19 protein-coding genes are annotated in these 19,311 nt (G+C 43.9%); 8 read left to right on the forward strand and 11 right to left on the reverse strand.

The features are described 5' to 3' along the window. Positions 1-28: 28 nt before the first annotated feature. Together LCM20_RS02680 and LCM20_RS02685 are read right to left on the reverse strand one after the other, a co-directional pair. Complete coding sequence (locus LCM20_RS02680) at positions 29-955, reverse strand: manganese-dependent inorganic pyrophosphatase (protein WP_225193880.1); 927 nt, start codon at positions 953-955, stop codon at positions 29-31. Positions 956-1,032: 77 nt separating this feature from the next. Then, positions 1,033-1,425, reverse strand: a complete 393-nt coding sequence (locus LCM20_RS02685; RefSeq protein WP_225193881.1) for a hypothetical protein — start codon at positions 1,423-1,425, stop codon at positions 1,033-1,035. A 202-nt stretch (positions 1,426-1,627) separates the two neighbouring features. Between LCM20_RS02685 and glnA the strand changes: the two genes are divergently transcribed. After that, positions 1,628-2,938, forward strand: a complete 1,311-nt coding sequence (glnA, locus tag LCM20_RS02690; protein ID WP_225193882.1) for a type I glutamate--ammonia ligase — start codon at positions 1,628-1,630, stop codon at positions 2,936-2,938. Between the two features lie 74 nt (positions 2,939-3,012). Here the strand turns inward: glnA and rsgA are convergent, their stop codons facing one another. The 3 genes from rsgA to LCM20_RS02705 all read right to left on the reverse strand — a co-directional run bounded on the left by rsgA (position 3,013) and on the right by LCM20_RS02705 (position 5,926). Beyond that, positions 3,013-4,026, reverse strand: coding sequence for a ribosome small subunit-dependent GTPase A (gene rsgA, locus LCM20_RS02695; protein ID WP_225193883.1), 1,014 nt, complete (start codon positions 4,024-4,026; stop codon positions 3,013-3,015). A 167-nt stretch (positions 4,027-4,193) separates the two neighbouring features. Next, complete coding sequence (locus LCM20_RS02700) at positions 4,194-4,973, reverse strand: ABC transporter permease (protein WP_225193884.1); 780 nt, start codon at positions 4,971-4,973, stop codon at positions 4,194-4,196. Further along, a complete protein-coding gene (locus tag LCM20_RS02705; protein WP_225193885.1) occupies positions 4,973-5,926 on the reverse strand; it encodes an ATP-binding cassette domain-containing protein in 954 nt (317 codons plus the stop codon). Before LCM20_RS02705 ends, LCM20_RS02700 begins: the two co-directional genes overlap by 1 nt. Before the next feature lie 235 nt (positions 5,927-6,161). Here LCM20_RS02705 and LCM20_RS02710 point away from each other — a divergent pair, with 235 nt between their 5' ends. Continuing rightward, positions 6,162-6,401 (forward strand): hypothetical protein, encoded by a 240-nt coding sequence (locus LCM20_RS02710; RefSeq protein WP_225193886.1) that lies wholly within the window; start codon positions 6,162-6,164, stop codon positions 6,399-6,401. 9 nt (positions 6,402-6,410) lie between these two features. Here the strand turns inward: LCM20_RS02710 and LCM20_RS02715 are convergent, their stop codons facing one another. Next, complete coding sequence (locus tag LCM20_RS02715) at positions 6,411-6,758, reverse strand: hypothetical protein (RefSeq protein WP_225193887.1); 348 nt, start codon at positions 6,756-6,758, stop codon at positions 6,411-6,413. Positions 6,759-6,934: 176 nt separating this feature from the next. Here LCM20_RS02715 and LCM20_RS02720 point away from each other — a divergent pair, with 176 nt between their 5' ends. From LCM20_RS02720 to LCM20_RS02735, 4 genes are all read left to right on the forward strand, one after another. Next, on the forward strand, positions 6,935-7,609 hold the full coding sequence (locus LCM20_RS02720) for a hypothetical protein (RefSeq protein ID WP_225193888.1): 675 nt from the start codon (positions 6,935-6,937) through the stop codon (positions 7,607-7,609). Positions 7,610-7,620: 11 nt separating this feature from the next. Beyond that, on the forward strand, positions 7,621-8,358 hold the full coding sequence (gene nfsA, locus LCM20_RS02725; protein WP_225193889.1) for an oxygen-insensitive NADPH nitroreductase: 738 nt from the start codon (positions 7,621-7,623) through the stop codon (positions 8,356-8,358). A 15-nt stretch (positions 8,359-8,373) separates the two neighbouring features. After that, a complete protein-coding gene (locus LCM20_RS02730; protein WP_225193890.1) occupies positions 8,374-9,093 on the forward strand; it encodes an NAD-dependent protein deacylase in 720 nt (239 codons plus the stop codon). Between the two features lie 87 nt (positions 9,094-9,180). Next, positions 9,181-9,501 (forward strand): hypothetical protein, encoded by a 321-nt coding sequence (locus LCM20_RS02735; RefSeq protein WP_225193891.1) that lies wholly within the window; start codon positions 9,181-9,183, stop codon positions 9,499-9,501. Between the two features lie 26 nt (positions 9,502-9,527). Here LCM20_RS02735 and LCM20_RS02740 read toward each other — a convergent pair whose 3' ends face one another. Next, positions 9,528-10,748, reverse strand: a complete 1,221-nt coding sequence (locus tag LCM20_RS02740) for a cation:proton antiporter (RefSeq protein WP_225193892.1) — start codon at positions 10,746-10,748, stop codon at positions 9,528-9,530. Between the two features lie 86 nt (positions 10,749-10,834). Further along, positions 10,835-13,216, reverse strand: coding sequence for a penicillin acylase family protein (locus tag LCM20_RS02745; RefSeq protein WP_225193893.1), 2,382 nt, complete (start codon positions 13,214-13,216; stop codon positions 10,835-10,837). Between the two features lie 141 nt (positions 13,217-13,357). Between LCM20_RS02745 and LCM20_RS02750 the strand changes: the two genes are divergently transcribed. Next, complete coding sequence (locus tag LCM20_RS02750) at positions 13,358-14,362, forward strand: aldo/keto reductase (protein WP_225193894.1); 1,005 nt, start codon at positions 13,358-13,360, stop codon at positions 14,360-14,362. A gap of 105 nt (positions 14,363-14,467) precedes the next feature. Beyond that, positions 14,468-14,944, forward strand: coding sequence for a DUF456 domain-containing protein (locus LCM20_RS02755; protein WP_225193895.1), 477 nt, complete (start codon positions 14,468-14,470; stop codon positions 14,942-14,944). Between the two features lie 37 nt (positions 14,945-14,981). Here LCM20_RS02755 and LCM20_RS02760 read toward each other — a convergent pair whose 3' ends face one another. From LCM20_RS02760 to fdhD, 3 genes are read right to left on the reverse strand one after another with little or no spacing between them, the layout of a single operon-like run. Further along, complete coding sequence (locus LCM20_RS02760; RefSeq protein WP_225193896.1) at positions 14,982-15,449, reverse strand: DUF1641 domain-containing protein; 468 nt, start codon at positions 15,447-15,449, stop codon at positions 14,982-14,984. Continuing rightward, a complete protein-coding gene (fdhF, locus tag LCM20_RS02765; protein WP_225193897.1) occupies positions 15,449-18,391 on the reverse strand; it encodes a formate dehydrogenase subunit alpha in 2,943 nt (980 codons plus the stop codon). Before fdhF ends, LCM20_RS02760 begins: the two co-directional genes overlap by 1 nt. Continuing rightward, positions 18,381-19,220 (reverse strand): formate dehydrogenase accessory sulfurtransferase FdhD, encoded by an 840-nt coding sequence (fdhD, locus tag LCM20_RS02770; protein ID WP_225193898.1) that lies wholly within the window; start codon positions 19,218-19,220, stop codon positions 18,381-18,383. Before fdhD ends, fdhF begins: the two co-directional genes overlap by 11 nt. Positions 19,221-19,311: the final 91 nt, after the last annotated feature.

Consider the following 19,311-nt stretch of genomic DNA (forward strand, 5'->3'; position numbering starts at 1 on the left):
CGTAGGATGACCTTTTTGGTTCGTTGCTTTATTCAAAATGCTGATTCAATGGGGGTACGATTTGTTTTTTACGTGAAACGACCCCTTCAAGAACCGCTTGATTGCCATCAAGTTTTACTCCAAACGCCTCTTCGACCGCATTAGCAGCTTGTCCAACAGCCACCACTGTCGAATCGTTCTCAAGAATATCGGTTACAACTAAAAGGAATAGGTCGAGCTCTTTTCTCGAAACCGTCTCGTCAATTGCCTTTTCCAGCTCTGATTTCAGCTTAAGCACATCATCGGTTTCAACCGTGTTCACTTGGGCGATTTCTACTTTCTTATCTCCCATATCGAATTCCTTAGCGTCTAGTGAAATCAACTGCTCAGGCGTCTTGTCACTGATGTCCGCCCCTGCTTTCAGCATATCCAACCCGTAAGCCTGTGCATCGACTCCCGCGATTTCAGCCAACTCTTCCGCAGCTTGACGGTCCTCATCTGTACAAGTAGGAGATTTGAATAGAAGAGAGTCGGAAATAATGGCTGACAGCATGAGACCTGCCATTTTCTTCGGTACCTCGACTCCTTTTTCTTTGTAAAGCTTATTCAAGATGGTTGCGGTACAGCCGACAGGCTCAGCACGATAGAATAAAGGCCCTTTTGTCTCGAAGTTGGCAATACGGTGGTGATCAATCACTTCAAGAACCTGCACTCTATCAATGTCATCAGCACTTTGCTGACGTTCGTTGTGGTCGACCAAGATCACTTGATCCACTTCATCAGCCACGTGTTCAACCATTCTAGGTGCATCAACTTCGAATTTGTCCAATGCGAATTGAGTTTCTCCATTGACCTCACCTAAGCGGATCGCTTCCACATCATATCCCAGCTCTTTCTTTAACTCTGCATAAACAATCGCTGATGTAATCGTATCTGTATCTGGATTTTTGTGTCCAAAAATAAATGTCTTACTCATTTTATCCTTCCTTTCCTATATGTAATCGGAACACCTTTTACAGACACGATTATAAGGGATAAAAAGAGAAACGTCCATCAATGCTCCATTTCATTACTTGTTTTTTGTTTTTGAGTAAAAGATGTTATCAGGACATATCCAAACACCACCTGCGCAGCCACCCCCACAGAAACATTCGTTATAAAAAATGCCGGAAAGAAGGATTCCACTCTCCAAAGGTAGGGTACTACGACAATATAAAGCATCGGCAGCCCCAACATTCCGAACCTTCCGAATTGAAAAGAGGTCGACCATTTCCTTTTCCACCCCATAGCGATCCCAACAGGAATATAAGCCAACTGCGTAAAAGCGAGATACCTGCTGACTTCAAGTGATAGTTGAGCTTCGACTCTTAACAAACCTTCGACATAACTCACCATGATCAAATATAGAATGAGAAAAATGGTCGTAAAAAAAGTCTTAACACTCATAACCCCACCTCCCTTCTACTATATGTACATTCCGACCATCGAAATTATTTCATCATTTCATAGGTTTATTATCAAAAAATTCGGGAAATAAGAAAAAATATGTTTGGAATCATCGACATATTGTGTTAGAATTCCTAACATAGAAACTTACAAGAAAGACGATCCGTCGTTTTTCAAAATACATTCAAAGAGAGGGTCTTGTATGACACATACTAAGGAAACGATTAAACAGAAAATTCAAGAAAACAACGTAGAATTCATCCTACTAGAATTTACAGATATGATGGGGGATACAAAGAATGTAGAGCTTCCTATTGAAGAACTTGAAATGGTTCTAAACAATGAAGCGATGTTCGATAGTTCTTCTATCTCCGGATTCTCTGCGATCCAAGAAAGTGATATGTATCTGGTTCCAGATTTAGATACGTTCTTAATCCTTCCATCTATGGTTGATGAGGACCGCAGTATTCGTTTCATTTGTGACATTTATAAACCAGACGGAACTCCGTTTGAAGGAGACCCACGATACATTCTTAAACGCGCTATGAAGCAGGCTGAGGAAATGGGCTATACGGTAAACGTTGGTCCAGAACCGGAATTCTTCCTATTCAAGCTGAACGAAGACGGTTACCCAATCAGCAAAATGAACGACCGCGGCGGTTATTTTGATTCTTCACCTAAAGATAAAGGTGATAAAGTACGTCGTGACATCGTGCGCGCACTTAAAAAATACGGATTTGAAATGGAAGCTTCCCACCACGAGGTTGCGATGGGACAGCATGAAATCAACTTCCGTTTCGACAATATGCTGAAAACAGCTGATAACATTCAAACATTCAAAAACGTTGTAAAAGATATTGCGACGAACCATGACTACCACGCTACTTTCATGCCGAAACCAATCGCTGGTGAGAACGGTTCAGGTATGCACTGTCACCTATCCCTATTTAAAGATGGAGACAGCGTATTCTATGATGAGGATGCTGATGATGGCGTATCCAAAACAATGAAGCACTTTATTGGAGGTATCCTTCATCATGCTAGTGCAATCGCTGCAATTACAAACCCTAACGTGAACTCGTACAAGCGCCTTGTACCTGGATACGAAGCACCTGTAAGTGTTGCTTGGTCTCACTCGAACCGTAGCTGTATGATCCGCGTTCCAACTACCCGTGGTAAAGGAACTCGTTTCGAAGTCCGTAACCCGGACCCGACAGCAAACCCTTACCTAACTCTTGCTGTATTAATCCAAGCAGGTCTTGAAGGGATTCGTAACGAGCTTGACGCTGGTAAAGCAGAAAGCCGTAACCTTTATGAAGTAGAGGACGAAACAGTTCCGACACTTCCAACAAACCTGAAAGAAGCAATCAATGCACTTAAGAAAGATGAAGTTCTTCTTAACGCCCTTGGAAATCACACTTCCGAGCAGTATATCAGCGCGAAACAAGAAGAATGGACTGAGTATTCCCTAATCGTAAGTAAATGGGAAGTCGACAAGTATATGAACAGCTAAAACACGAAACCAAAAAAGGAGCATTCTCTTAGATGAGAATGCTCCTTTTATTGTTCTTTGGCGATTACCAAACATCAACCGTTTATTTTATTCGGGCCATGCAACATCCGATTCGTGCGGTGAGTGCCATATTTATCCTTCAACTCCAAACGTCTCAATTCACGCTTCAGCTTCCGGTAGCTCTCAAGTCTTTGTTCATCCAACTCCCCTTCATGAATCGCAGCTAAAACGTTGCACCCCGGCTCAGACTCATGCTGACAATCACGAAATTTACATCCTTCACTCAACTGGTCAATGTCTTGGAAGGTTTCGCCTATAGTAGACTCATCGCCCCAAAGCTGCAGCTCACGCATCCCCGGCGTATCAATGATCATTGTCCCACTCGGGAGTTCGAACAATTCGCGATGTGTCGTCGTATGTCTCCCACGATCGTCTCTTGACCGAACGGCATTGGTCTTTTGAGTTTCTGCCGACAGTAAGCGATTAATGAGAGTAGACTTCCCGACACCAGAAGATCCAATCAAAGTAATGGTTTCACCAGGACGAAATTCTTCTGCCAACCCCTCTACTCCCTCTCCCGTCAAGGTATTGATGGCATGCACCGGTACGCCAGGGGCTACCCTTTCTATTTCATATAAGCAGCGGCTTACGGTATCACAGAGGTCTTTTTTTGTACAAACTATAACAGGCATAGCGCCGCTCTCATACACTTGGTGAACATATCGCTCAATCCTGCGCACATTCCACTCTTTGGTGAGTGCCGTAACAATCAGCACAACGTCTGCGTTAGCCACCATCACTTGCTCATCAGTCGTGGTACCTGCTTTCTTGCGAGACAATAACGTTTTCCTTCGAAGAACTCGATCAATCAAAACCTTTCCTTGGACCTCTTTCTGGTACACGACCCAGTCTCCTACTGCTGGGAAATCTTTCACTTCTATTGTGTGATGATGAAAACGACCAGGAAGTCGCCCCTCAACCGTTCCTTGGTCTATTAAAATCGAGTAAATACCGTGGGAACTCAAGGCAATTCGACCCACCTTATCGTTTTCTTCACACTGATTCTTAAAAAAATCATCCGTTATCATAGGTTCCTCCTTGTTTGGAGGACGTTAAGAAGCGATGCGTCCTCCTTTTGTATGCATGGTTAAATAATGGAACGTTCCAATAAGATTTGTCATAACACATCAACTCCTAACGATAAGATAATGATAGTATACCAATGAATAACAAAACAGGAAAGGGTTTTCACATTTTACCCTCTCGATACGGCCTTCTTAGCCGATACCGCTGCAAAAGTGATCGTAATCGTACACACTACAACGATAGCAATGACCCCCTGCATCATTTCCCAGAAAACCCACCCATCAATCAACACACTTCGCATACTTTCGAAAATGTATGTTGTTGGATTAATTGTCGCTGCAATCTTCAGCCACTGCGCGTCTAAAAGCTCGTATGGAACGAATGTTGTGCTTAAGAAGATCAAAGGGAAGAAAATCAACGTCCCAGACTGAGAGGCCTGGGCATTCTTCGTGCGTAGAGCCACTCCTGCTGAGTACCCGGCAAATGCAAGTCCCCACCCAATGGCGATTAAAAGTACAAAAAGAATACCAAGAAAACCTGTTTCAACTTTCAATCCTAATAGAAAGCCTACACAGATGATTAAAATCGTCTGGACAAGCAATTGAAGCATTCCTGCAATGATGGGTCCCAGTACGATCGCGAGCCGTGATGCAGGCGTTAGAAGCAATCGAGAGAAGAAACCATTCTCAATATCTTTGACGATTCCCTGACCGGCCCCACCTGCGCCGCCAATAGCCGCAGAAACAATGGAAACCGGTAGGATGAAGGCTAAGTAATTGGCTCCATTAAACGTCGGAAGGTCTGCAATTCCACTCAGTCCCGCTTCGTAAACCAATAAAAAGAATGCAGAAATAATTAAGTTCGGGATAACGGAAAAAGGATTTCGCAACGTCGTTTTAATATTTCTTCCTGTAATCAGCCAAGTATCTTTCCAGACTCCATTTCCCATTATTCCTCCTCCTTTTGCTCACTCGTAATTTTTAAGAAAATATCGTCCAGTGTAGGTGACGTCAGATTGACAGACTCTACTTGTATATTCTCTTCGTCTAATACGCGAACAACTTCAAGTAACTGCTTCGCCCCATCTTCAACATATACAGTCAACCTGCCATTTTGCTGAATGACTTCATTTTCACCCATTTTTTCAACCAATTTATGCTCTGCCCGAGTAAGGTCTTCATTGGACTTGAAAGTCATCGTAATCAGATCGTTGCCGATTTGCGCCTTTAATTCCTTCGGTGTTCCTGTGGCTACGATTTCTCCTGCGTTAATGATGCTGATTCGATGAGCAAGAGAGTCCGCTTCCTCCAGGTATTGTGTCGTTAAAAATATGGTCGTTCCATTCTCTTCATTCAATCTCCTTAACTCTTTCCAAATAGCCATGCGGTTGGATGGGTCCAATCCGGTAGTCGGTTCATCCAGAAACAATATCTTCGGCTCATTTACCAATGTCAAAGCAAGGTCCAGCCTTCTTCTCATTCCTCCTGAGTAATTTCCTACTCTCCGATTTCCATCCTTCGTAAGCTGCACAATGCCGAGTAATTGTTCCGCCCTTTCCTTTGCACCCGATTTATCAAAACCAAATATACTCGCCTGAAGTTCAAGAAGCTCACGACCGGTCAGATCGGGATCGACTCCTGTTTCCTGCAGAGCTACACCTATATATCTCCGTACCTCTTCCGGCTCCTTTATAACATCATGTCCTGCCACAAGAGCCTTTCCCCCTGTCGCATTAATTAATGTTGTTAAGATTTGCACGGTTGTGGATTTGCCGGCTCCGTTCGGCCCTAAGAAAGCAAAGAATTCCCCCTCTTCTACTTGAAAAGACACGTCTTTAACAGCACGCACATCCCCTTTTTTGAACGTTTTGGATAAATGCTCGACTTCGATTTTTCCATTCATTTGCTTCACTCCTCAAATATTCGGCATATGTGTCAAAAAAACCTTACCTATAACATACCCAATTCCCTGTGACTTCTCACTTGTTTAAGAGATGGAATGCTTTATAGAAATAAGGTTTAGGAACCAGAAGCTTAGGGAATAATGAAAATTACCCAGATAGGCTGGACATTTTCTACATAAAATGTTAATATTGTAAAAATTAAAAATAGTCTAACAATTAAGGAGGCAGTCTTACATGCTTTTATCAACTGGAACAGGGTTACTCCTTTTCCTCGGAATAACCCTGATTGCCACTTACTATTTATTTAAAACAAAGCAATACAAATGGATGTTCCCAATCGGGCTGGTTCACATCATTCTTAGTCCATTTTACTCCATTACCGTTGGATCGCTGATTTTAGGCATGGGTATGATTCAAATGTATATGGCGTTTCTTAACACTAAAAAACCAGTGAAGGCCATTAGCCCTGAATAATACCAGGGTCTAAATGGTCTTCGTTTTTTCTCCAATGAATAAGCAGACGGCTCCGATAGTAGGGAACTGTTCGAACAAAGGTGCTGGATTCTTTTTCAACTCTTCTACTTCCAGCTGCCAATACTTCACAATCCAAGTGAAGATACACCAGAAGGCTTCTTCGTTGTCTTTGAATATCTCCCTTAGACTCGTATCGGTCGTCATGTATTCGAATGAATGGCCGTGACATGTTTCGGTGTAGTGATGCAGAAATTGGACGGTGGACAGGTACACTTCATAAACCAGCTCTTTCGTTCTAATCTGTTGCTTAACAAGCTGCCTTACTTTGTAATACTCAAAATCATAAACCTCCGCCATCTTACTCACCTCACGAAAGTAATATTAATAAATAATTCTACACAAACCGACAATTTCCTCCTCTTTTCCTAAACTATTTTTTCAATAAAATATTTATTACTGCCGTTGGTCCATCTCTTTTACCATCTGAAATTTGTGGTATCCTGAATATAGAAACAATGAAGTGAGGGATCACCATGTATAAAGTCGGCACCTTATTATTGATCATTCTTTCGGTTCTTACGTCCTGTCAATCGATCACAGATGCAGGTGGCGGGGAAATACAATCAGAAGATGATTCTTTACCGGGAGAGTCAGTAGAAGCTGCTCAGGCTGGCGACAAGCCTATGACGATTTCTATAGACGAGAAGGAGTACCTGTACACCTTTGCAGATTACCCGATACTTTCTGGTTATGTAAAGAATTTCGAAGATCCTGTAGCGCAATTGGAATCCTTGTCCTACAGACCACTCCTCGATGACCAATACTTAATTACATTCGCGTGTCATGGTGACACTTGTTCTCATCTACTTATCGACTTTAAACAGAAAGCTTCCTTTCTACTCAGTGACTTAAGCAAGCTGACAAAGATGAATGTTTCACCAGATCAGGCATATGCGAGCTTTCTCTTTGAACGAAAACATAAAAACGAACCTGCCACGAACCAGTTGACGGTAATGGACCTTGATGCTCTGCAGCCCGCTTCATTAGAATTGGAAAATGAAGAACAACTCATGCCGAGACCCAACCAATTTCAATATGCGATTTACTCAATGAGCTTTGTCAATCAAGATACACTCAAGATGGAATCCGATCCTTCGCCAAATTCCACAGAGAAAGATCCGATTACAACCACTTGGATGATTCACTAGGAGGACAACAAATGAATGAGACAATTGAAACAATACTCAACCACAGGTCGATTAGAAAATTCAAGGACACGCCACTAACAAACGAACAGATTAACCTCATCATCGAAGCAGCACAACAAGCCTCGACATCCAGTTATATGATGGCTTACAGCATTATTGGTGTAACAGATAAAGAGAAAAAACGAGCGCTGTCAGAGGTTTCCGGCCAACCCTATGTTTACGACAACGGGCATTTGTTCGTCTTTTGTGCAGATTTAAACAGGCATACGATTAAAGCGGACCAAAATGATTACGAGCAAATGCTTCCTAACCTGGAAAACAGTGAGCACTTCCTTGTTTCAGCAATTGATGCTGCTCTTGCCTCACAAAATGCAGCACTCGCCGCTGAGTCACTCGGCCTAGGGATATGTTATATCGGAAGCTTACGCAATGATATAGAAAAGGTAGACGAAATCCTCTCTCTTCCTAAGCATGTCATTCCTCTTTTCGGAATGGTCATGGGTGTACCCGCCCAAGAACCCGACAAAAAACCTAGGCTTCCGAAAAAGGCCATCTACTTTGAAAATGAATACCAGAATCATGAGTCTGAGTTAGATGAATTTGACGAAGCCATTACCGAATATTATAAGAGCCGCCAAAGTAACCAAAGAACGGACTCCTGGACTGATCAAATGCTGAGAAGATTCAAAAAGCCGATGCGAATGGACGTTACCGACCACGTTCAAAGGAAAGGGTACAATAAAAGATAAATCGAGGTGATCCGTATGTATGAAACGATTGCCCTCCACTTGAAGTCCAGTGCGAACGTGACGGTTTTGACAGGTGCCGGAGTATCTACAGCGAGCGGCATCCCTGACTTCAGATCGAGTGAAGGGATATGGTCGGAAGATGAAACAAGAGAGTATTACATGTCTGCTGATTATTTCTTCCATGACCCTGAAGACTTTTGGAAGAAATACAAAGCGATCTTTCGAATGAAATTGCTTGACGGATACAAGCCCAATCGGGTACACGATTTCATTTACAACCTAGAAGCCCCTGATCGAAAGGTCAACGTGATTACACAGAACGTTGACGGGCTTCATTCCAAAGCAGGAAATCGAAACGTTATTGAGTATCATGGCAGCCTCCGCGGCGCAACGTGTCCCAACTGCGGGGAAACATATCGTTCAGAATATGTGATGGCCGTGGAGACACCTTCTTGCGCGGAATGTAACACGTATTTAAAGCCGAACGTGCTTTTATTTGGAGATTTGATCACTGCCCATGACCTGGCAGAGAGAGCCATCGACAAATCTGATGTACTGCTTGTCATGGGAACCTCTCTTTTGGTCACACCATTCAACATGCTCCCTCATTATGCAACTGACCATACGAAGGTACTCATTAATAACGAGCCGACAGGCAGTGATCATTTGTTCGACTACGTCATTCATGAAGACCTGTCTCAGGCTGTTAAGGAGATCCAAAAGTACTTTATCTAATAAAAATTTACTTTTTTTCAAAATCACGGAACCAACACTCCATATATTCGTACTAGTATTAGTATGATGATGGGGGAGTCGAGTGTCATGAAAAAAATGTTGACTATTATTTTCACATTAGCTGTCTTGCTCGGGTTGAATTACGGCCTTATGGTAATCACGAACTCAAGTTTTATTGATTTCTCATTCTTTCTAGGGCTTGCTGTAGCTTTTATCATTCGCTACTTCAATTCTTCCGGCGGTCAAATTTCAAAGTCGATTGACCTTCAAGTCCAGTCCACAACAGGCATCAAACAAGAAGCAGATAACAAGAAGTTCAATCCTTCTGTCGGCTTTTTCACGTGTATGATATACGCAGGTATCTCGCTTGTCGTGACTTTCTTCTATTATATGGACTATTTCATTTAAAAAAATCCCCGTTTCCGGGGATTTTTTTAGTTGGAACCTGATAACCCAAGTTTCTTAACGAGAGGTTTAATGGTGAGCCCTTGAATGAGAAGAGAGAACAACACGACAGAGAACGTAAAGACTAATACTTCCTCTCTCCCTTCAAAAGAAGACGGAAGGCTGAGAGCAAGAGCGATGGAAAGACTGCCCCTCAACCCTCCCCAATTCAACAGGATCCTCTCTTTGTTCGTTAAGTCTTGAACCCAGCCAGTACTTACATATAGAGCTACCGTTCTCCCTACCAAGACAATGAGAACGGCCAGGGCAATTAGCAGCCAATTTCCATCAAACTGAATGTTGCGGATTTCTATTCCTACCATTAAGAAAATCAGGGAGTTTGCAATGAGCGTCACAGCATCCCAAAAGGTGTTAATGTTCGTTTTGGTTTCTTTGGACATCCCTACTTTTGCTCCATAATCCCCAAATACAAATCCTGCAACGACAACAGCGATCACACCTGAAGTTTGAAAGTGCTCGGCTACAAAATAACTGCCAAAGAACAAAAGAGCACTGATCGCTATTTCTAAAGGATAGTCATCAAATACTCTGATGACCTGTGAAAAGAGGTATCCCAGAATCAGACCGATCACTGCTCCCCCTAGTGCAAATTGAAGAAAAAGCAGCGCACCGCTTCCTAAACCACTCCATCCCATCTCTATATATGTAAGCAAATACACACTGGATATTTTGAATAATACGACAGCGATTCCGTCGTTAAACAGTGACTCCCCTTCCATCACAGTAGATAGCTTCTGTGAAACACCAAGGGATTTGAATATCGACAAAACACTGATCGGATCTGTGGCACTCATCAACGCAGCAAAGGTGAAAGCCACGATGAGAGGAAGATCCAATAAGAAGTAGGAGGCCGTACCGATTACAATAAAGGAAAGGAAAGTCCCGATAAATGCGAGACTAAACACGGACCTCCGTCTGGCATAAAGATGATGGAACGGCAGCTTTAACGTAGCATCACCTAATAAAATAGGAAGGAAAAGAGAAATAATGGTCGCTTGGAAAACTTCAGATTGGGTAATGTAAAACTCTGCTTCCTCAATATAAGGAAGCTCAGTCAGACCAAGTATGAGCCCAACGATGACAAGCGCTATTGAATAGGGTTGCTTCACAAGCTTCGCTAACCCAATGACGGTGATCGAAATGGCTAGTAACAGCAGGATTTGTATGAATGCATCATGGAATCCATGCATTGTTGTCCCCTCCTTCCATTTGTTTAGTGTGACACGCTTTTTCTATTTGCATGCTTGAAAGGGGCTGTCGCTCGCCCCCACCAGTTTTACGGTTTTAAGATAAGCTCATTTCCTTTAAAGTTTCTTGTAGATGTCGCATGATACGCCCCATCCACCCAGTCTTTCAATTGGTCATGATACCACTCGCTTCTAAAATGGCCCGACTGCCCGGGACCGACAATGTGATGACCGGTCGTCTGGTCAGACAAATCTATAATAAATCTCCATGACGCCCCGTGATCGACCAGTCCATCCTCTCCCGACCCTGCAGCTCTTACCGTCACACTGCTTCCATCGACAGGGAGTGGATCTCCCGGATTATAGAACCGTTCAAGAAAGCTGATGCTGGATAAAGGATGAGTGAACTCGACTGCATGAACGTCTCCCCAACTCCAATCAGCCACTTCCCCGCCATACTTCTCGCTCAATGAGCGAACGGCCTGGTGGAAAGAATCGGTAACTACCCTCTCTATTCCACCGGATTGCTCCATCCAAACTGAATTCTCTCCTTCTCGAACCGAGCGCAACATTTCATCCGTTGTCTGCCCCTTCCCATGAAACAAGTGATCCATGCCCTCGTCAATGAAGTCATCATAGAGAACAGCCTGCAAATCTTTCATCCATTGATGGAAAAGGAGAGGCTGTGGCTTCGAATGTTGGTCGTTATAATCCCACTCTTCCAACAGTTGAAGAGCAGTCTGCTCCGTCTCAGAAAGATCCCCACCAAACACATTTTCTATAAAAAATGGTAAAAATTCTTGTGCTTGCAGATTGTACGTGTCCATCTGAATCTCTTTGAAGTCTTCCACCGTCAACTGATCTCGTTCTTGTAACATTTCAGAAATTCGTTGGTATCGATAAGGCTGAGCCCAATTATGACTTATATGATACTTGTAATCATCCTCGGTAACTTTGTTGTTTGCTGTAGCAACAAATCCCTTCTCCGGGTTAACGGTCCGAGGTAGTTCATCGAAGGGAATATAGCCGCTCCATTGGTCCTCCTCTTCCCAACCTCTCATAGGAAGTAAAGCATCATCCGGGGTTTCGTAAATCGGGATGCGCCCATTTGCTTTATACGCAATCGTTCCATCACTTGAAGCGAACACAAAGTTCTGAGCAGGAGCTAAGAACTTCTCAAGACCTTTTTCAAACTCGTTCCAGTTGGAAGCTCGGTTGATCTCCAATACGGCCTCAAGTTCCGTTGTCGCATCAAGCGCTGTCCAACGCAACGACATAACCGTATCCTCACCGCTTTGTTCAGCGAACTCACTTATGATTGGTCCATTTCTCGTCTCCACCACTTCATAATCGACGGTTTCACCGTCCTTCACGCGAATCGGCTCTTGATGAACGATCGCTTCCTCCCATCGGTCTTCGAACAGAAATTCACGGTCGTTATCAGGGTTTCGTTTCTCCAAATATAGCTGCTGGACATCCGGTCCCACGTTCGTAACTCCCCAGGCTACATCATCGTTATGCCCGAGGATGATGCCCGGAATTCCAGCAAATATGACACCCGAAACATTATATTCTGGTGATTGAAGGTGCATTTGATACCAGATAGACGGTGTCGCTAAGCCCAGGTGAGGATCATCTGCAAGCAACGGGGCCTTTGATGCTGTAAGCTCACCACTCACTACCCAGTTGTTACTTCCATTGAAAGGGTTCGGCGTTACAGCATGTTGAAAGCTCCTCGCTACATCGACTTTATTTACTTGTGGTAGAATAGTCGGTGCCCCCTCTGGATAACTCGGAAACAATTCATAAGCCTGTTGCTCAGGAAATTGAGAGAGCAGGTAATAATTGAAGGCCTGTCTTTCCCAGTGACCTCCAAGATCAAACGCCATATACTTCCCTACTGTCAAAGAATCCACCGGCTCCCATTTGGATGGCTCTATCCCCATAAGTAAAAACTCAGGCGGAAGACGTCTCGCTGCTTTCGACTGGTCAATGTAGGCATTTACGCCATCTGCATAAGCTTGCAACACGTCTAGCGAATCCTCCGAGTACTCACTCAAAGACTTTTCCGCCGCCCTTCGAAGACCAAGCGCTCTGAAATACTTATCCTGATCGACCGTCGCTTCTCCAACTACTTCACTCAACGTACCGGAAGCCTGTCGTCTGGCAAGCTCCATTTGAAAAAGACGATCCTGGGCCTGAATATAACCTTGCGCCATAAATAAGTCGTGAGGATTGGCTGCCTGAATATGAGGTACACCTTGCTCATCACGGGTAACCGTCACTTGTTGAGTAAGTCCTGACAAACTAATTTCGCCTTCGACCTTTGGCAGTGTTCGATTTATGTAACCGTTTACAAAAAGGAGCGCTGCCAACACGAAGAGGATGATAACACCCGCTCCTATCACCCAATACGATTTCCACCATCTCTTTTTTACTTTTGCATCTTCCCATCTTTTAGCCGTTTCCATCTCTTTCCTCCTGACACTTCTTTTTATTGTCATTATATCTGAATTTTCAAAAATTAGAAAAGCAGAAATTCTTATATGATTAATTTTGAAATAGACAGGGTACTATCACCATGTAACGGATTTGTTTCGGAGGTGAAAGAAATGGAGAAAATTAAAATAAGTGATACATCATTAGAAGCAAGCCGCATCGGACTCGGAACCTGGGCCATCGGGGGTTGGATGTGGGGTGGAACAGATGAAGAACAGTCCATCAGAACCATCCATACAGCTCTTGATAAAGGAATCAATTTTATTGATACAGCCCCTGTATACGGGTTTGGCCGATCAGAAGAAATTGTAGGGAAAGCCTTGCAGCAATACGGGAAAAGAGAAGATATCGTCCTCGCCACAAAAGTAGGAATGGACTGGAAAGAAGACGCTGTTTTTCGTAATGCAGGCACAAAGCGGATTCATCAGGAAGTCGAAGACTCTCTTAACCGTCTTCAAACGGACTATATCGACGTGTACCAAGTGCACTGGCCGGACCCGATCACCCCTATCCATGAAACGGCTGAAGCATTAAGCTACTTATACAAACAAGGCAAGATTAGAGCCATAGGAGTGAGTAACTTCTCTCCAGAACAGATGGATACCTTCAGAGAGGCAGCTCCTTTGCATACGCTGCAACCACCTTATAACCTTTTTGAAAGGGAAATCGAGGATAGAACGCTCCCTTATACGAAAGACCATAATATTACATCCATCAGTTACGGTTCATTGTGTCGTGGACTGTTATCCGGAAAAATGTCTGAGGGTAGAGAATTCGAAGGGGACGACCTCCGCAATAATGACCCTAAATTTCAGCAGCCAAGGTTTAAGCAGTACTTAAGCGCTGTAGATGAACTAGATAAACTTGCCCAGGACCGATTCGGCAAACGCGTCCTCCATCTTGCTTTGCGATGGGTACTGGATCAGCCGGGATCCGGCATTGCATTGATGGGCGGAAGAAGGCCGGACCAATTAGATCCCGTCGAAGATGTGTCTGACTTCCAGATTGACGATGAGACTATGCACGATATTGATGAAATCCTTCTTAAGCATGTAAAAGATCCTGTAGGACCAGAGTTCATGGCGCCGCCAGATCGACAAGACATGGGGCTGAAATAAATCTTGAGAGAGCCAGACAATGTCTGGCTTTTTCTTTTTGATGAAACCATTCAGCCCTACCATACGTATGGTAAAGACGTAATCGAAACGTGGAGGTAAATAGATATGGATATTATCATATGGATTCTTATTATCGCTTGCTTTATCGCAAGTTTCGCCAGTATCATCTTCCCGATCATACCAGGTCCCCTTGTACTATGGATTGGTTTTCTAGCATACTTCTTTTTCTTGGACGGGGACCCTTTATCCACCTTCTTCTGGGTCGGAGTGATCGTGCTTACAATTCTACTTATTGTCTCTGATATTATCGCGAACAGTTATTTCGTGAAAAAATACGGAGGAAGTAAATGGGGAGAGAGACTGGCTGCAGTCGGGGTGATCATTGGTTCGTTTATCATCCCCCCTTTCGGCATCATCATCGTTCCTTTCGTACTCGTCATCGTAACAGAGTTAATTCAGAAGCGAACGACAAACGATGCTATGAAAGCGGCAATCGGCTCGCTGTTCGGATTCTTGAGTGGCACAGTTGCGAAAGTGGTCATCCAACTGGTGATGGTGATATGGTTCTTTTTCGAAATTTAAAAGGACGGAGACTTAGTATAGTCTCCGTCCTTTACTATTAATTCTTCCCCATACCCTTTAAGAAACCAAGCAACAGAGTCAAGCTTCGATTAACATTAGGGTCCTTCAGCGCTTTGAATACTTCAAAGATGTTCGCTTTTTTATCCTCCGGAACCCGCTCCATTTCCTTGATCCCCTGATTCAATCGGGTTGTTAAATCACGAAGTCCCTTCACATCCAATTCACCGACCAGGAAAATCAATCCCGGTAAGTTCTCAAGAAGAGGCGTGTACTGCTCTTTACTGATTTCCTGGACAAAGCGCTCCAGCGCCGTTCGCTTGGCGTTGGTGAAGGATTGAGCGGTGTCCAATGTTCCCCCTTCATCTAAGGCTTTCAATAACTCGATGCCTTTGAGGATGGCATCTTTATTCTCAGCGACCGCTTCCTTGACTTCCGCTAAATCACTTTCCATTTTTTCTTCCTTTGTTACCGTGTATCGTTTAATATCCGTTATAGGCTTTCCCATTATTTCTTCACCTGACTTCCCGGAAATTGATAGTCTTCCCGTTTCCACTTATCTTCTACACGCACACTGATTTGAGGTACTGGATTTCCTCTGCGGTGATTATTTGGTGGAATAGGTGATTTCCCTTTCTTTTTCAAAACTTTCATCTTCACAGCAATCTCTTTATAGGCAGGTGTATTCGTATCTTTATCGACACGGTTATCCGTCAGGAAGTTAACGGCTGATTTGCCGTTATCATTAAGAGGCAGGAAGATTTCTTTCCCTTTTACTCGATCCGTAACGGTGACCACTCCGGTTGCGTGGCCGGCTTTAGAGATCAGCTTCACTTCTGCTCCTTCTTCGATCCCGCGCTCTTTCGCAAGTTCTTCAGACACTTCTATAAACGCATTAGGGGTTTTTCTTCTTATCCCCTCTGATTTATACGTCATGTTGCCTTCATGGAAGTGTTCCAGTAAACGACCATTGTTTACGTGGAGATCAAATTCATCATCTATATCGTATTGTAATTCAAATTCTAACGGGAATAACTTCGCCTTCTTGTCGTCAAACGGAAAGCCGTCTGTGAATAAGAGAGGTTCATCTGTTCCATCTGCCTGCACCGGCCACTGAAGCGAATTGTACCCTTCTAACCGGCCGTAATGGACACCAGCAAACATTTCGGCAAGTCCAGCAGCTTCCTCCATAATTTCAGATGGATGGGAATAGCTCCAATCAAAGCCGAGCTCTTTGGCTATCAGTTGCATAATCTGCCAGTCAGGCTTTGTTCCTTCCAGAGGTTCTAAAGCTTTGTAAAGACGCTGGATTCGACGCTCTGTATTGGTGAAGGTACCATCTTTCTCAAGACTTGGTGACGCCGGAAGAACAACATCTGCGTACTCAGCCGTTTTCGTAAGGAATAAATCCTGTACGATAAATAAATCCAGCTTCTCAAAAGCAGAAGTGACATAGTTGATGTTTGCATCAACAATACCTGTATCTTCCCCCATTACATACATGGCAGACAACTCACCTTCATGGATGGCTTCGATCATCTGGTGATTGTCCTTCCCTGTACCCTCCGGTAATTCGACACCCCATGCCTTCTCATATTTAGTTCGTACTTTCTCGTCCTCCGTACTTTCATAGCCAACGTAGAAATTCGGCATGCTTCCGAAATCACTGCACCCTTGTACATTGTTATGACCGCGCAACGGATAAGCACCTGTGCCCGGCTTCCCATAGTTCCCTGTAATGAGCAGCAGGTTCGAAATGGCCGTACTCGTGTCGGACCCTCTCATATGCTGCGTCACACCCATGGCCCAGCAGACGGCTACCGAATCAGCTTCTGCAATCGTCACAGCCAGTTTCTTTAACTCTTCAACTGAGATTCCTGTCATTTCTGACGCATATTCCATTGTAAACGGCTCCAGGCTCACACGATACTCTTCAAATCCGTTCACCCATTCCTCCAGGAAAGAGCGGTCTTCCATTTCGTGGTCTAGAATGTACTTCGTCACGGCTGATAACCATACTAAGTCTGTTCCGGATTTAGGTTGGAAGAACTTATCAGAGCGCTTCGCCATTTCATGTTTCCTCAAATCAAATACGTATAGTTTCTGACCGAATAGCTTCTGTGAGCGCTTGATTCTCGAAGCAAGCACAGGATGAGATTCAGCTGTGTTGGAACCAATCGTCATAACGAGTTCTGCTGAAGCAATGTCATCGATTGATCCGGAATCCCCACCATGCCCAACAGTACGGAAAAGCCCCTTCGTAGCTGGAGTCTGGCAATAGCGTGAGCAATTATCGATGTTGTTCGTCCCAATGACCTGACGGGCGAGCTTCTGCATAAGGAATGACTCCTCATTGGTTGCCTTTGAAGAAGAGATGAATCCGAGGTGGTCGGGTCCCTTTTCTTCTCTAATTTCCTTCATCCGGTTTGCAACAAAGGAAATGGCCTCATGCCATTCCACTTCTTCAAAATGATCCCCTTTTCGCAATAAAGGTTTCTGAAGGCGCTCATCACTATTCACATAGTCCCAGCCAAACTTTCCTTTCACACAAGTTGAAATCCCATTGGCAGGAGACTGCGGGTGAGGCTCGACCTTCAACACTTCACGATCTTTCGTCCAAACATCAAATGAGCAGCCTACGCCACAGTACGTACATACCGTCTTCGTTTTCTTGATCCTTGATTCTCTCATTTCAGCCTCTGTGTCAGACACTGCAAATAAAGGTCCGTAACCTGTTTCCACCTTTTTTGTTAGCTCAATCATGGATTTGAGAATTCCGGGTTTTTGATCGGTCAAGAATCCCGCTTTGCCCTCCATCCCCTTCTCCATCATGGCATTACAAGGACATACCGTTGAACACTGTCCACAATTGACACATGAAGATTGATCGATTGGTACATCGTTGTCCCAGATCACTCGCGGTTCTTGTCGCTCCCAGTCAATCGTCAGCGTTTCATTCACTTGAACGTCTTGGCATACTTCTACACAACGACCGCACAGGATACATTGATCCGGATCGTATCGATAGAATGATCCGGATTCATCTTTATTGTATGGGGTTGGCTGGAAGGGTCTGGATTGATGCTCGAGTCCAAATTCAGCCATCGTATTATGAATCTCACATGAGCCGTTATTGTAATCACAAACTGTACAGTACAGCTCATGCTTCTCTAATATCCGATCAATTGCCTCCTTCTGTGATTTATGTACATGAGGCAGTTCGGTTTGTATACTCATTCCAGATGTTACAGTTTGACCACATGCACGGACAAGCTCACCATTCACCTGTACAATGCATGTGTCACAGGTTTGAATGGATCCAAGTGTCTCTGTATAGCAAATAGAAGGAACACTGCTTCCCGATGCTTGAATCAATTCAAGCAGATTTTGCCCCGGCTCTCCAAGATACTCTTTTCCATTTATCGTAACAATCGTATGATCACGTTCCATCCGCGTCAATTCCTCCTTTTTCCGATACAGGGAGCGCTCTTTCCCCACTCCTCATCAGGCGCTCTGGATGAGTATAAACATTCATCCTTTCCTCTCTGACAAATCCCACAGCCGTGATATTCAGATCCATAGCTAATTGCAAGGCAAGATCCGTCGGAGCGGACTTAGAAAGAAGCAGGCCTATTCCCATTTTTGATACTTTCAGAAGGACTTCTGATGAAATCCTGCCACTGAATAAAATAAGGTGGTCGGACTTAGATACTCTATGTTGAATCATATATCCGAATAATTTATCTAACGCATTGTGTCGTCCAATATCCGAGAATGCTATTTGCAGGTTATCAGTCGTAGCCAAAGCGGCTTGGTGGACACCCCCTGTACGCTTAAACGTGTGGGCTGATTTCTGAAATGCGCTCATCAGTCGGGTACACTCTTCAGGGGCTATCTTCAATTGGTTCATGACGGTTCTCGCTGTTTTTGCATCACTTTCGAAATAAAAGGCCCTGCTCTTTCCACAACAAGAGCCGATCCACCGTTTATCGTGTGAGGTCGTTACCGTCCATTCTTTCGTGAGTTCAGTGTAAGCAAAGCCTGTCTCTTCATCAATCGATAATGATTCGATTTCCTGCCTGCCTCTTATGACACCTTCTGATGCCAAAAAACCGATGACTAAATACTCCAGATCATTCGGACTGCAAACCATCGTGGCAAATTCACGACCATTCACAACAACTGTAAGCGGGTACTCAACCGCAATTTCATCTGTCAAAAAGTCTTCCTCTCCTGAATGGAATTGAACAATTCCCCAATTTCGAGTCTCTTCTCCCATATACCCTCCTTTACTCCACCTCATAATAGTTTCTAATTTACCTTTATTGGAAAGAATCAAACATGATCAATCGATTATATTTTTCAGTACG

The sequence above is a fragment of the Halobacillus litoralis genome, assembly GCF_020171725.1.
Taxonomy (GTDB): Bacteria; Bacillota; Bacilli; order Bacillales; family Halobacillaceae; genus Halobacillus; species Halobacillus litoralis_F.

What these genes read in the sequence shown, in the direction of transcription:
- LCM20_RS02680 (WP_225193880.1), bottom strand. Translation starts at nt 955, where the DNA reads ATGAGTAAGACATTTATTTTTGGACACAAAAATCCAGATACAGATACG.
- LCM20_RS02685 (WP_225193881.1), bottom strand. Translation starts at nt 1,425, where the DNA reads ATGAGTGTTAAGACTTTTTTTACGACCATTTTTCTCATTCTATATTTG.
- glnA (WP_225193882.1), top strand. Translation starts at nt 1,628, where the DNA reads ATGACACATACTAAGGAAACGATTAAACAGAAAATTCAAGAAAACAAC.
- rsgA (WP_225193883.1), bottom strand. Translation starts at nt 4,026, where the DNA reads ATGATAACGGATGATTTTTTTAAGAATCAGTGTGAAGAAAACGATAAG.
- LCM20_RS02700 (WP_225193884.1), bottom strand. Translation starts at nt 4,973, where the DNA reads ATGGGAAATGGAGTCTGGAAAGATACTTGGCTGATTACAGGAAGAAAT.
- LCM20_RS02705 (WP_225193885.1), bottom strand. Translation starts at nt 5,926, where the DNA reads ATGAATGGAAAAATCGAAGTCGAGCATTTATCCAAAACGTTCAAAAAA.
- LCM20_RS02710 (WP_225193886.1), top strand. Translation starts at nt 6,162, where the DNA reads ATGCTTTTATCAACTGGAACAGGGTTACTCCTTTTCCTCGGAATAACC.
- LCM20_RS02715 (WP_225193887.1), bottom strand. Translation starts at nt 6,758, where the DNA reads ATGGCGGAGGTTTATGATTTTGAGTATTACAAAGTAAGGCAGCTTGTT.
- LCM20_RS02720 (WP_225193888.1), top strand. Translation starts at nt 6,935, where the DNA reads ATGTATAAAGTCGGCACCTTATTATTGATCATTCTTTCGGTTCTTACG.
- nfsA (WP_225193889.1), top strand. Translation starts at nt 7,621, where the DNA reads ATGAATGAGACAATTGAAACAATACTCAACCACAGGTCGATTAGAAAA.
- LCM20_RS02730 (WP_225193890.1), top strand. Translation starts at nt 8,374, where the DNA reads ATGTATGAAACGATTGCCCTCCACTTGAAGTCCAGTGCGAACGTGACG.
- LCM20_RS02735 (WP_225193891.1), top strand. Translation starts at nt 9,181, where the DNA reads ATGAAAAAAATGTTGACTATTATTTTCACATTAGCTGTCTTGCTCGGG.
- LCM20_RS02740 (WP_225193892.1), bottom strand. Translation starts at nt 10,748, where the DNA reads ATGCATGGATTCCATGATGCATTCATACAAATCCTGCTGTTACTAGCC.
- LCM20_RS02745 (WP_225193893.1), bottom strand. Translation starts at nt 13,216, where the DNA reads ATGGAAACGGCTAAAAGATGGGAAGATGCAAAAGTAAAAAAGAGATGG.
- LCM20_RS02750 (WP_225193894.1), top strand. Translation starts at nt 13,358, where the DNA reads ATGGAGAAAATTAAAATAAGTGATACATCATTAGAAGCAAGCCGCATC.
- LCM20_RS02755 (WP_225193895.1), top strand. Translation starts at nt 14,468, where the DNA reads ATGGATATTATCATATGGATTCTTATTATCGCTTGCTTTATCGCAAGT.
- LCM20_RS02760 (WP_225193896.1), bottom strand. Translation starts at nt 15,449, where the DNA reads ATGGGAAAGCCTATAACGGATATTAAACGATACACGGTAACAAAGGAA.
- fdhF (WP_225193897.1), bottom strand. Translation starts at nt 18,391, where the DNA reads ATGGAACGTGATCATACGATTGTTACGATAAATGGAAAAGAGTATCTT.
- fdhD (WP_225193898.1), bottom strand. Translation starts at nt 19,220, where the DNA reads ATGGGAGAAGAGACTCGAAATTGGGGAATTGTTCAATTCCATTCAGGA.